The organism is Proteus sp. fly-1013 (genome assembly GCF_040140245.1).
GTDB lineage: Bacteria > Pseudomonadota > Gammaproteobacteria > Enterobacterales > Enterobacteriaceae > Proteus > Proteus mirabilis_B.
Window position 1 is genome coordinate 696795 of the sequence record NZ_JBEEWD010000001.1, and the last position, 12516, is coordinate 709310.

The window sequence follows — 12516 nt, forward strand, 5'->3', positions numbered from 1 at the left end:
AACCGATGGAGTCATTGATGTCTAGCAAGAACCTAATCACACAATTGCAGGAGCGTGGGCTAATCGCTCAGGTCACGGATGAGGCAGCTTTAGTAGAGCGTTTGGAGCAAGGTCCTATCGCTCTCTATTGTGGCTTCGATCCTACCGCTGATAGCCTGCACTTGGGGCATTTGGTTCCTTTGCTGTGTTTAAAACGATTCCAACTAGCCGGGCATAAGCCTGTGGCGTTGGTGGGTGGTGCAACGGGTCTAATTGGTGATCCTAGTTTTAAAGCCACCGAGCGCAAACTGAATACCCAAGATACTGTTCACGAATGGGTAGAAAAAATTCGTAAACAAGTGTCACCTTTCTTAGATTTCAACAGTGGTGAAAACAGTGCGGAATTAGCAAACAACTATGACTGGTTTGGTCAAATGGATGTGCTGACATTCCTGCGTGATATCGGTAAACACTTCTCTGTGAACCAAATGATCAACAAAGAAGCGGTTAAACAACGTTTAAACCGTGACGATGTGGGGATCTCTTTTACTGAATTCGCCTATAACCTATTACAAGCTTATGACTTTGCGTCATTAAATACACATTTAGGTGTTGAATTACAAATCGGTGGCTCTGATCAGTGGGGTAATATCACTTCAGGTATCGATTTAACCCGTCGTTTCAATCAGAAACAAGTATTTGGTATGACCGTACCATTAATTACTAAATCTGATGGAACTAAATTCGGTAAGACAGAAGGCGGTGCGGTTTGGTTAGATCCTAAGAAAACCAGCCCATACAAATTCTACCAGTTCTGGATCAATACGGCAGATGCTGACGTTTATCGCTTCTTGAAATTCTTCACATTTATGAGCATTGAAGAAATTAATGCACTTGAAGAAGAAGATAAAAACAGCGGTCAAGTGCCTCGTGCTCAACGTGTATTAGCAGAACTCGTTACGGGTTTAGTTCATGGTGAAGAGGGTTTAATCGCCGCTAAACGTATTACAGAAAGCTTATTCTCTGGTGCAATTGCAGACTTAACACAAGCTGACCTTGAACAATTAGCACAAGACGGTATGCCAACAATTGAGTTAGAAAAAGGCAGTGATTTGCAACAAGCACTGGTTAACGCAGAATTAGTTCCTTCTCGTGGTCAGGCTCGTACAATGATTGGCTCTAACGCAGTTTCAATTAATGGCGAAAAACAAGATAATCCTGAATACGTCTTTGAAGAAAAAGATTTCTTATTTGGTCATTACTCCATTTTACGTCGCGGTAAAAAACATTACTGCCTCGTTATCTGGAAATAATTGACAGTAAAGGGCAGCCGGTGAGTTGCCCTTTTTCTTAATAACAATAAATAAACGTATATACCTCGCCTATGATGATAAAGCTTGGGTGTTGTGTGTATTCACAATAATCGGTTTATGTCATGAAAAATATACTCTCTATTCAGTCACATGTTGTTTTCGGTCATGCAGGTAACAGCGCCTCTGAGTTTCCAATGCGTCGTATGGGGGTGAATGTTTGGCCTCTAAATACAGTGCAATTTTCAAACCACACGCAATATCCAGAAAAATGGACAGGCTGTGTGATGTCAGCAGAGCACATTACTGAGATTGTTGATGGTATTGCCGCAATCGGTAAACTCTCACAATGTGATGCAGTACTAAGTGGTTATTTAGGATCGGCTGAACAAGGTTTGCGTATTGTTGATATCGTTAAAAAAGTAAAACAAGCGAATCCTAATGCATGGTATTTTTGTGATCCTGTAATGGGACATCCTGAAAAAGGGTGTATTGTTCCTCCTGCTGTTTCAGGTGTGCTATGCGAAGAAGCATTACCTATCAGTGATATCATCGCGCCTAATTTATTAGAACTTGAAACATTAAGTGGCGGCAAAGCTCTTCATAACGTTGATGAGTGTGTAAATGCTGCCCGTGAATTGTGTAAACAAGGCCCTAAGGTTGTATTAGTAAAACACTTGTCACGTGCTGGATATCGTCATGACCGCTTTGAAATGCTGTTAGTAACCGCAGAACATAGCTGGCATGTTAGTCGTCCATTAGTCGATTTTGGTGAGCGTCAGCCTGTGGGTGTCGGTGATTTAACAAGTGGTTTAATGCTGGTGGATTTACTCAAAGGTGTTGAATTACAAACCGCATTAGAACACGTCGCTGCGGCAGTTTATGAAGTGATGCTAAAAACGAAAGAGATGAATGAGTACGAATTGCAACTCGTTGCTGCTCAAGATCAAATGGTGCATCCAACGCATAGATTCTGTGCAACACAGATAGATTAATTGCAATAAAACACATTTAATTCAAATAAGAACGGAGGCTTAATAGTTTCCGTTTTTTAGTATGTTTTCTATATTTTTGAAATCAATAGCATAATCATTAAGCACAATGCCTTTAAACGTTACCAATTTATTAAAGAACTCTTGTGCATGCAGTGCCATTGTTTTTATTAGCAGATCTTTTTTAATAAAAGCTTTTTGGGGTTCGTTAGCAGTGATAGTAATAAGCACATTGTCATTGATAGGCTGAAATTTTATTTCAATAGGTTGGTCAGGAAAATTTGTTTTAAATTCTTGGTTTTCATTTATTTTAACTAAACCTTCAACTAGATAGCTCCATAATTGGTCAACACAGTCCCACATGCCTATATCGATTATTTTGATATTATAAATAGATAATTCTATGGCACCTTCAATATAGAAAGTATTTTTTAATAAACCATTGTAATTATCGATATTAATAAAATTATCTTCTATTTTTAAATAAGTTGAAATTTGGATCATGCAATATCCTATTATTCTAGTAACGTAATTTCCCTGAGTACTTTTAAGTATAGATATGAAAGGGTATTACTTTAGATAACCACATTTATTGCCTGTGTGTTTAAAAAAGAATAGCCCAAGTAAATTGATTTTACTTGAGCTATTTAAATTTAAAAGGATCAAAGATTACTCTTTAATTAACCCTTCAGTGAGCAGTGCGCTATGCACATTAGGGCGTTGTGCAATACGTTTTAAGTAATCTTGTAGATGTGTTAAATCAGTTAAATCTAAACCAACATGCGGTGCCCATTGGCTTAATGTAAATAAATAGGCATCAATAACCGTAAAATGCTCACCACATGCACATTTTTGTTTGCCCAATACATCATTAATATAAGCAAATTTACTTTTTAATTTAGTTTTAACGACAGGTACATAGCTTTCAGGTGTATCTGGTGAAAATAGTGGGCCATAGCCTTTATGCACTTCACTCGCGAGAAAGTTTAACCACTCAATTTGATGGTAACGTTCTAGTGATTTTGGTGGTGCAATTAAATTTCTATCCGGTTTTAAGTCTGCAAGGTATTGAACAATTGCAACACCTTCAGTCAAAATATCACCATTATCTAATTGAAGGACAGGGACTTGGCCTTTTGGATTGATGGTTAGAAAATCTTTCCCCGATTCTGTTTTTTTAGCGCGCAAATCGATGCGCTCTATTGAAAAATCTAAACCTGTTTCACGTAAAACGATATGAGGGGAAAGCGAGCAACTACCTGGCGTGTAGTACAATTTCATGTTGAATAGCTCCCTATCAATAAGGTGGTGAATTAACTTACAGATATCAGAATATCTTCACTAATATAAGATGATAAAAGGTTCTAAGAAATTAGCAAACTCAAATGATGCGAATAAAAAAGGCTTTTGTAAATCTGTGAACAAGGCTGTTAATTGATGAAAATATACGAAATAAATACTCCTTATATTTATAATATATAAGGAGCATTTAATTATGACTCTTCAAATGAAGGTAAGAATGAAATATCAAGGTAATAAATTTTTGGGTTCTTTTTATCAATGTAGACTGTAACCAGCTCTCTATTAATATAAGGTGTGGGATCAAAGAAGATATAACCACTTTTATAACGAATTAATCGATTGTTTAGTGTATCGTGATAATCAGCGATAATTTGATAGGGAGAATGATGATTAAAACTGATATTACTGTTAATAATGATTTCAGATATCTTTACATTAATAGGCATTCCATCACGTTTTAATCGTTGATCCCTTGTGGCTCTTCTTTTGATAAAATACAAAGGGATAAGCCCAGTTGATGCAAATACTAATCCAAAAATACTTAATATAGTACCCGCGCCATATAAGCCCAAAAAGTTGTTAATAGTTGCTCTTTGTGGATCATTTGGAAGATAAATAACATTAATCTTTTCACCAAGATAAAAGCGGGACTGACGACCACCTTCTGGTGAACGAAACGTTATTTCTCTATTATCTTCAGTATTAAACTGAATAATAGGGTGATAAAAATAGTCACCATCAGAAGATTTACTCACACTTTGGTCAATAACAACGCCTGTTGTTTCTATTCCATTCCTTACTACATTTAATTCAGATTTAATAACAAATAAAGCTACAATAAAAATAATCGCACCAATAAGCGCAAAAATATAAAACAGAAATTTAAATTTCTTCATACACTAAATCCTTTTATTAATATGTGATTATTTTATCGCTAAGATAGAAAAAAGATTATAGGAATAAGCTAAAAAACAAAAGTGAAATTTATCTAATGCGTAGCATTATTAAAAAGGAAAGGAATAAGGGAGATATTAGATAAAAACTCGATAATTAATGGAGTTAAGAGTAAAAAAAGTAGAAACAACATAAAAAAACCAGCCTTAACAATGAGGCTGGTTTCTATTATTTATAGAACAGAATTATTTCAGTTCTAATTCATTCATTGCAGCGATGCTGAAACCACCATCTACGTGAACAATTTCACCTGTAATACCACCAGATAAGTCAGAACATAAGAATGCTGCTGTATTACCTACATCTTCAGTGGTTACAGTGCGACGCAGAGGAGTGACTGACTCGCAATGACTTAACATTTTACGGAAATCTTTAATACCAGACGCCGCTAATGTACGGATTGGACCAGCAGAGATACCGTTAACACGAATACCTTCAGGACCCATAGCATTTGCCATATAACGAACGTTAGCTTCTAAAGAAGCTTTTGCCAGACCCATAACGTTATAGTTAGGGATTGCTCGTTCAGCACCTAAATAAGTCAGAGTTAACAGCGCTGAATTTGGATTTAGCATTGCACGGCTTGCTTTCGCCATAGCAACAAAGCTGTATGCACTGATGTCGTGAGCAATTTTAAAGCCTTCACGAGTTACTGCATTAACGTAGTCGCCATCTAATTGGTCAGCAGGAGCAAAACCGATAGAGTGAACAAAACCATCATATTTTGGCCAAACTTTTGCAAGTTCTGCATACATAGTATCGATGCTTTCGTCTTTTGACACATCACACTCTAATACGATATTTGAGTCTAATGATGCTGCAAACTCTTCAACGCGTGGTTTCAGTTTTTCATTTTGGTAAGTAAATGCAAGTTCTGCACCTTGGTCACGCATAGCTTTGGCAATACCATAAGCAATTGATAATTTACTAGCAACACCAGTAATAAGAATGCGTTTGCCGGTCATAAAGCCCATAGCTGTATCCTTGTTTTTTCGTAAATCGCGATAATAACATCATTCACAGTTTTATTTATCTGTTAGGTTATCACGCTTATTGTTAATAAACGTGGCTGATTCTACCACGACATTTGTAAATTTGTTTAATTTCCCTAGCACCTCCGAGGAGTTAAGGGAAAAGGGTGAAATAATGTGCAATCAACATTATGCCTATATTGTTTACACTTAAGTTAAATCTTGACGCCAAGCTTCTGCTGTTAAGGCTTCACCAAAGTGACTTGCGACTAATCTTCGAGTGACTTCATGTAATGGCGATGCAAGAACTTCTGCTGTATTGCCACGTTCAACGACTTCACCATTATCCATCACAATAATTTTATCGCTAATATGTTTTGTCATGCCTAAGTTTTGTGTCACATAAATATAGGCAATATCATGAGTCTCTTGCAGTTCTAACATCAAGTTTATAATTTGAGAGCGTAAAGACATATCCAGTGAAGCTATAGCCTCATCGGCAATAATAACTTGAGGTTGCAATATCAATGCTCGTGCAAGCGCAATTCGTTGGCGCTGACCTGATGCAAACATATGAGGATAATAGTTTGCATGTTCAGGTAAGAGGCCGACTTGGCGTAATGTTTGATAAATTCGTTTCTCACGCTCAATCGCACTTAAGTCTGTATTTAGGCGTAAAGGGATCTCTAATGTTTGACCGATACGTTGGCGCGGATTTAATGAGTTAGTGGGATCTTGAAATATCATTCTAATTCGCTGACTACGATAAGGGTAATCACCAAAAGTGAGTTGATGCCCATTAATAAAAATATCACCACCCGTAGGCTCAGTCACACCTGACAACATTCTCGCGAGTGTAGATTTTCCTGAACCATTAGCGCCAATAATGGCTAAAGTTTGTTTGGGTTCTAGCGTAAAACTGACAGGTTTTACGGCTTCCAACTGTTGACGCCGAAATAATCCAGTACGATAGCGAAATGTTTTTGATAGGTTTTTTACCTCAAGCAGTTTATCGAACATCAGTTGGCTCCACATTTAATGGAAAATGACAAGCCACGGCATGGTTTTTAAATAAACGTAACCGAGGTGCTTCAATACATTGTCGCTGTGCATAAGGGCAACGAGGCCCTAAACGGCAACCCACGGGTAAATGCTCAAGTGAGGGAATTGCACCGGGTAATGTATTTAAACGACTCTTATGTGCCAATGAGTTGGTAAAATCGGGAATAGAGCGGATCAACGCTTGAGTATAAGGATGATAAGGTGTGACTAACAACTCGTCAGGGGATGCTGTTTCGACAGTTTGCCCACAATACATAACCGTAATTTTATTCGCCAATTTACTCATCCATTGCAAATCATGGCTAATCAATAAAATGGTCATATTGTTATTTTGATTGAGTCGAGTCAGTAAACGAAAGATTTGGGTTTGTGTTGCTGGCTCCATTGCATTAGTGGGTTCATCCGCAATTAGCAAGCGAGGTTGATTTGCAATAGCAATGGCAATCATCACTTTTTGGCATTCACCTTCCGTTAATTCATAAGGGTAACTGCGCATAATGTCTTTATGATCTTTAATACCCACACGGTGCAATAGTTCAATTGCGCGGCGTTTTCGCCAATGAAAGCGTTGCCACCAATGCCCTTTAAACGTCCAACCGGGAATTGCCTGTATAAGTTGTTGCTCAATTTTTGTGGCAGGATCAAGACAAGATTGTGGCTCTTGGAAAATCATTGAGACATTATGACCAATGACGCGACGTCGCGCTCTTGGTGATAATTTAAGTAAGTCGATATCATCAAAACGGAAGCGGTCGGCTGTTACGCTGATATTATCTTTCGTAACGCCACAAATCGCTTTTGCAATTAGGCTTTTACCTGATCCCGATTCGCCAACAAGACCTCTCACTTCACCTTCATTTAAGGTAATCGAAACACGATCTACCGCTTTTACTGGACCATCGGGTGTCATAAATTCAATGGTTAAATTGCGTATATCTAATAAAGGCATTATTCAACTCCCTCATTTATTGCACGCTGTAAACCATCACCTAAAAGGTTCACCAGTAAAACGCTTATCATAATCGTGGCGCCCGGAATTAAGACTGTCCAAGGAGCAACATAAATTAACTCTAATGAATCACCTAACATCGCGCCCCATTCGGGTGAAGGAAGTTGAGCACCTAAATTGAGAAAACCTAATGCTGTAATATCCAGAATAGCAATTGAGAATGCGCGTGTTAATTCAGAAACCAATACAGGCGTGATATTAGGCAGTACGGTGTACCATAAAATGGAAATATTCGATGCACCATCAAGTCGAGAAGCAATAACATACTCTTTGTTTAATTCATCATTAACAGCGGAGTAAATCATCCTGACTAAACGAGGTAACAACGCCAACCAAATTGCTATCATGGCATGACCAAGGCTTGTTCCTACAAAAGCCACAACAATAATAGCGAGTAGCAAGGATGGAATTGATAACAAAGTGTCTAATATATGATTAAGAACGGCGGATTTTAAGCCATGCGTCATGCCTGCAAAACAGCCGATTATTAATCCCATCAGTGTTGCTGCAAAAGTGACAATAAACGCACCACCAAAGGTCATGCTTGTACCAATTAAAATTCGGCTAAATACATCGCGTCCTAAATCATCTGTGCCAAAGAAATAGGAGACATTGCCGTTTTGATACCAAGACGGTGGCGTTAGTTGATGACCAAAAAACTGTTGGTCGAGCGCATAAGGTGCAATATAAGGGCCTATAATACTGAGCGCTAAGAGAAAAAGAACGCCATAAAACCCTACCATTGAGATAACGTCTTTAGAAAAACATTGCCAAATCACCGCTGCGGGTGTGGGTGTTTTTTTCTCTTTATAAAATTGGCTATCTAAAGGCATATCCCACCTTGTGTTTCATTGGGTTGCTCATTGCGCCCACAATATCGGATAAGACGTTGACGATAATGACCATTGAACCCACCAACATTACGCCAGCTGAAATAGCAGAGTAATCTTGTTGGCGGATAGCTGTGACTAACCAACGACCTAGTCCTGGCCAGTTAAATACAATTTCTGTCACCATAGTGAGTGTAAGCATGGTGGAAAACTGTAAGCCTAATTTAGGGATGATAGGGGGTAAAGCATTATGAAGAATATGGCGACGAATAATTGTAAAACGTGAGAGACCTCGAGTTGCGGCTGCCTTCACGTAGTTCTCTGACATAATTTCTTCCGTACTGTTTCGCATTAATCGAATAACTTCAGTGGTTGGTGCAATAGCCAGAGTTATTACGGGTAAAATTAGATGTTGTAATACGTTAATGATCATTTGTTGGCGATAAGGTGAATCAGATAACCATGCATCCACTAATGCAATACCAGTAATAGGTTGCAAGTTATAAAGCAAATCAATACGACCTGAAACAGGCAGCCAACCTAATTTTAATGAGAAGAAAAGAGTTAACAGCAATGCAAGTCCAAATACAGGGACAGAAAAACCTAAGAGCGCGAAGTTACTGATAATAATATCAGCGGATTTATTACGCCAAACCCCCGCAATAATACCAGCAGGAATACCTACAATAAGGGCAAAAAGAAAGGCTAATGTACAAAGCTCCATGGTTGCTGGAAGTGCTTCCACTAATTGTGCTTTGATGGGCTCACCATTGATAGAGGAAATACCAAAATCAAAGTGGATCATATTATGGGCATAAAAAAAGTAGGCGTCAGTGAGTGATGCGCCACTTAATGGGGCATTGGGCGTGTAATAGCTTAGGCTGAAGCTCACTAGCGACAAGAAGAACAGTGTCACAAGTAATAAAAGTAATCGACGTATTGAATAAATAATCATGGATTATTTTATAGCCTCTTTCTTGTGATTTTGTTCGTCTACTTCTGCCTCTCGATAAACACCAGCAAAAGACGCATTACCAAAGGTACTTAATACCAACCCTTTAATATCATAACGATATGCTTGCATACGTAAAGAGTTAGCTAAAGGTAACACCGGTAACTCTTGAGCAAGAACATCCTGAGCTTCATGATAATAATCCATTCTTGAAGCAAGTTGCTGACTATAAAGCGCTTTTTTTAAAATATCATCAAAACTAGGTAAACACCAATGACTCAAGTTAGTTTGTGAGCCAATTGCCGCACAGCTAAAAAGAGGACGGAAAAAACTATCGGGATCGTTACTGTCAGTTGACCAACCAGATAGGGTCATATCATGGGTGCGATCCATCATACTCGTTTCTTGATATCGACCTTCAATAGGTCGAATATTCATTTGAATGCCGACTTGCGCTAAGTCTGCTTGAATAAGTTCAGCCATCTTTAATGGGCTTGGGTTATAAGATTGTGAAGCGCTAGGTACCCAGAGATTTAATTTCAGTCCATCAAGCCCTAGCTCTTTAAGAATTTGTTTTGATTTCTCAGGATTATACTCTGTAATTTTTGCTCGATTATCATAAGCCCAAGATGCGCGAGGAAGCACGGATGCCGCTGTTTCCGCCGTACCATAATAAATAGATTCCATTAAACGCTCATTATTAATGGCATAAGCAATAGCTTGACGAACTTTAAGATCATTGAGTGGTGGTTTACTGGTGTTAAAGGCTAAATAAGCGATATTCATACCAGAACGCAAGGTTAACCTTAGTCGCGGATCGTCACGTAAGACTTTTAATTGGCTTGCTGCCGGATAGGCTAGAACATCGCATTCACCAGTGAGTAATTTAGATATACGACCCGTACCACCTGCACCCATATCAATAACAACCTGTTGCATCTTTGGTTGGCCTTTCCAGTAATCTTTATTTCTAAATAAACGAACAAATTGTCCCGGTTGATATTCATCTAGAAAGAAAGGGCCTGTTCCTACTGGTTTCCAATCAAGTAGTGTTTGATCGCCTGATTTTTCTAAATTCTGTGCGTATTCAGCAGAAAGAATAGGGGCGTAATGTGTTGCTAAATGCCATAGAAAAGAGGCGTCAGGCTCTTTTAAGCTAAATTCTACTGTGTATTGGCCTAGTCTTTTTATCGATTGGATATTATTGGCAAAACTTAAGCTGTCAAAATAGGGATATTTACCGCCATTAACTTGATTGAAAGGATTTTGTGGATTAATCATCCTTTCAAAACTAAAAATAACATCATCAGCGGTAAGTTTTCGTGTGGGTGTAAACCAAGATGTTTGTTGAAAAGAGACATTTTTACGTAAATAAAAGCGGTAGGTTGCGCCATTATCTAATGTTTCCCATCGAGCTGCGATTTCAGGGATCAAGCGATAAGTGTAAGGGTCAACATCTAAAAGACGGTCGTAAAGCTGTGCAGCCAGAGGATCAATAATTAATCCACTACTTGATAATTGTGGATTAAAGGTATTTACACTGCCATCAACACAATAAACAAAGCCATTTTGATTAATTGGAGTTGGCTCAAGCGTTACAGATGGCGCTTGTGTTTTGGGTGCTACATCCGCGATACAAGTTGCACTTGTAAAGGTGAGTAGCAAAGTACCAATAAATAAAATAGGGCGCATAAATAATGTCTTTTAGAGAAACGATTTTGCTATTGTAACTTAAAAAACTTTCTATCCCCAAATAGTCAAAAAAACAAAGTGAGAAAAATTCTCAATAAAATGCTTTACAAATGCTAATGATAAAGATTATCATCCGTATTGTCCTTCGGCGGTAAGAGGTTTTCCGCAGAGGGCACGACATTGCTCACATTGCTTCCAGTATTTTTTTACTAGCCAGCTCGGGTGCTGGCTTTTTTTTGTCTATTGTTTACAAAATTCTCTAGCGATTAAAAAACTAAATTTATCAATATATTAAGTTATTATTTGATGTTTTTTAATTAGCCCTCTAAATTGATCGTAGCTTAGTGATAATTTTTCAGCCGCCTCTTTCTGGTTATATAAACTCTCTTTTAATGCATCATTAACTAATTTTTTTTCTACATCATTTTGCCATTGGCGTAAATCCAACGGTAATGTAGGCATTGAAAAATTTTCTTTAGATGATTTTTTTAATATGGGCGTTTTGGGTGTTTGAAGGCCAGCAAAGGGATCAATAATAATATTATTAAGTACACTATCACTGGTTCCATGACGATAAACTGAGCGCTCAACAACATTTTTTAGCTCACGAATATTACCGGGCCACGAATAATCTAAAAGCACTTGGCGCGCACTATCACTAAAGCCAGGAAAGAAGGGTAAACCTAACTCTTGGCACATTGAGATAGCGAAATTTTCAGCAAGCAACATAATATCGGCACGCCGTTCTCTTAATGGGGGAAGCCTAATCACATCAAACGCTAACCTATCAAGTAAATCAGCACGAAATTTACCTTCTTCCGCCATTGCGGGTAAATCGGCATTTGTCGCGCATATAAGCCTCACATCAACATGTAGAGATTGACTGCCTCCAACTCGCTCTAAATGGCCATACTCAATAACACGCAAGAGCTTTTCTTGTACAAGCATAGGTGCTGTCGCCAGTTCATCAAGAAAAAGAGAACCTCCATCGGCACGCTCAAAGCGCCCTTGATGACGATTTTTAGCGCCCGTAAAAGCACCTGCTTCATGACCAAACAGTTCAGAATCAAGTAAATTATCATTAAGTGCAGAGCAGTTGATTGAAATAAAAGGCCCTTGCCACCAAGGAGCAAGGTAGTGTAATCGATGAGCGATCAACTCTTTACCTGTACCTCTTTCACCAATAATTAATACAGGCTTTTTTAATTGAGCAAGCGCTGAGGTTTGTTCTAATACATCAATAAATTGACTATCAATACCGATTATTGTCTCTAAATTCTCATTCATTGGTTAAATTCACCATATTGAGGTATTTTTTGCCAGTTTATCAGGTGTTCGAAAAATAGGCGAATAATATAAATCACCAATTATTAATAGGTTAAGTGAATTCTAAAAGTTGGCACGCAAATTGTATTAACTAAAGTATGCAGGCGTTACGACAGTACGCCATTATTGAAATAACT

The 12516-nt window shown here is 38.1% G+C and carries 12 protein-coding genes; 2 read left to right on the top strand and 10 right to left on the bottom strand.

Annotated features, from left to right (window positions below; genetic code table 11):
- The first annotated feature begins 17 nt into the window (after positions 1–17).
- Both tyrS and pdxY read left to right on the top strand, forming a co-directional pair.
- A complete protein-coding gene (tyrS, locus tag ABN236_RS03410; protein ID WP_349473373.1) occupies positions 18–1292 on the top strand; it encodes a tyrosine--tRNA ligase in 1275 nt (424 codons plus the stop codon).
- Positions 1293–1414: 122 nt separating this feature from the next.
- Positions 1415–2284: a pyridoxal kinase PdxY gene (pdxY, locus tag ABN236_RS03415; protein ID WP_088495743.1), complete on the top strand. Its 870-nt coding sequence runs from the start codon at positions 1415–1417 to the stop codon at positions 2282–2284.
- 39 nt (positions 2285–2323) lie between these two features.
- On the opposite strand, the gene ABN236_RS03420 is transcribed toward pdxY, so the two are convergent.
- From ABN236_RS03420 to pspF, 10 genes are all read right to left on the bottom strand, one after another.
- A complete protein-coding gene (locus ABN236_RS03420; protein WP_270753064.1) occupies positions 2324–2785 on the bottom strand; it encodes a hypothetical protein in 462 nt (153 codons plus the stop codon).
- Between the two features lie 165 nt (positions 2786–2950).
- The gene (gstA, locus tag ABN236_RS03425; protein WP_349473374.1) at positions 2951–3562 is read right to left on the bottom strand and encodes a glutathione transferase GstA; all 612 of its coding nucleotides are present in this window, start codon (positions 3560–3562) and stop codon (positions 2951–2953) included.
- Between the two features lie 212 nt (positions 3563–3774).
- Positions 3775–4479, bottom strand: a complete 705-nt coding sequence (locus tag ABN236_RS03430; protein WP_349473375.1) for a DUF3592 domain-containing protein — start codon at positions 4477–4479, stop codon at positions 3775–3777.
- A gap of 243 nt (positions 4480–4722) precedes the next feature.
- On the bottom strand, positions 4723–5511 hold the full coding sequence (gene fabI, locus ABN236_RS03435) for an enoyl-ACP reductase FabI (RefSeq protein WP_088495739.1): 789 nt from the start codon (positions 5509–5511) through the stop codon (positions 4723–4725).
- A gap of 207 nt (positions 5512–5718) precedes the next feature.
- A complete protein-coding gene (gene sapF, locus ABN236_RS03440) occupies positions 5719–6528 on the bottom strand; it encodes a putrescine export ABC transporter ATP-binding protein SapF (protein WP_023582326.1) in 810 nt (269 codons plus the stop codon).
- Positions 6518–7519: a putrescine export ABC transporter ATP-binding protein SapD gene (sapD, locus tag ABN236_RS03445; protein ID WP_088495738.1), complete on the bottom strand. Its 1002-nt coding sequence runs from the start codon at positions 7517–7519 to the stop codon at positions 6518–6520. Before sapD ends, sapF begins: the two co-directional genes overlap by 11 nt.
- Positions 7519–8412, bottom strand: a complete 894-nt coding sequence (gene sapC / locus ABN236_RS03450; protein WP_088495737.1) for a putrescine export ABC transporter permease SapC — start codon at positions 8410–8412, stop codon at positions 7519–7521. Before sapC ends, sapD begins: the two co-directional genes overlap by 1 nt.
- The gene (gene sapB, locus ABN236_RS03455; RefSeq protein WP_088496042.1) at positions 8399–9364 is read right to left on the bottom strand and encodes a putrescine export ABC transporter permease SapB; all 966 of its coding nucleotides are present in this window, start codon (positions 9362–9364) and stop codon (positions 8399–8401) included. Before sapB ends, sapC begins: the two co-directional genes overlap by 14 nt.
- 3 nt (positions 9365–9367) lie before the next feature.
- On the bottom strand, positions 9368–11053 hold the full coding sequence (gene sapA / locus ABN236_RS03460) for an ABC transporter substrate-binding protein SapA (RefSeq protein WP_270753066.1): 1686 nt from the start codon (positions 11051–11053) through the stop codon (positions 9368–9370).
- A 291-nt stretch (positions 11054–11344) separates the two neighbouring features.
- The gene (gene pspF, locus ABN236_RS03465) at positions 11345–12340 is read right to left on the bottom strand and encodes a phage shock protein operon transcriptional activator (RefSeq protein ID WP_088495735.1); all 996 of its coding nucleotides are present in this window, start codon (positions 12338–12340) and stop codon (positions 11345–11347) included.
- Positions 12341–12516: the final 176 nt, after the last annotated feature.

Bases quoted from the DNA above. Each gene is read 5' to 3' on its own strand.
- sapA (WP_270753066.1), bottom strand. From the start codon at position 11,053: ATGCGCCCTATTTTATTTATTGGTACTTTGCTACTCACCTTTACAAGT.
- pdxY (WP_088495743.1), top strand. From the start codon at position 1,415: ATGAAAAATATACTCTCTATTCAGTCACATGTTGTTTTCGGTCATGCA.
- pspF (WP_088495735.1), bottom strand. From the start codon at position 12,340: ATGAATGAGAATTTAGAGACAATAATCGGTATTGATAGTCAATTTATT.
- gstA (WP_349473374.1), bottom strand. From the start codon at position 3,562: ATGAAATTGTACTACACGCCAGGTAGTTGCTCGCTTTCCCCTCATATC.
- sapD (WP_088495738.1), bottom strand. From the start codon at position 7,519: ATGCCTTTATTAGATATACGCAATTTAACCATTGAATTTATGACACCC.
- sapF (WP_023582326.1), bottom strand. From the start codon at position 6,528: ATGTTCGATAAACTGCTTGAGGTAAAAAACCTATCAAAAACATTTCGC.
- sapB (WP_088496042.1), bottom strand. From the start codon at position 9,364: ATGATTATTTATTCAATACGTCGATTACTTTTATTACTTGTGACACTG.
- sapC (WP_088495737.1), bottom strand. From the start codon at position 8,412: ATGCCTTTAGATAGCCAATTTTATAAAGAGAAAAAAACACCCACACCC.
- tyrS (WP_349473373.1), top strand. From the start codon at position 18: ATGTCTAGCAAGAACCTAATCACACAATTGCAGGAGCGTGGGCTAATC.
- ABN236_RS03430 (WP_349473375.1), bottom strand. From the start codon at position 4,479: ATGAAGAAATTTAAATTTCTGTTTTATATTTTTGCGCTTATTGGTGCG.
- ABN236_RS03420 (WP_270753064.1), bottom strand. From the start codon at position 2,785: ATGATCCAAATTTCAACTTATTTAAAAATAGAAGATAATTTTATTAAT.
- fabI (WP_088495739.1), bottom strand. From the start codon at position 5,511: ATGGGCTTTATGACCGGCAAACGCATTCTTATTACTGGTGTTGCTAGT.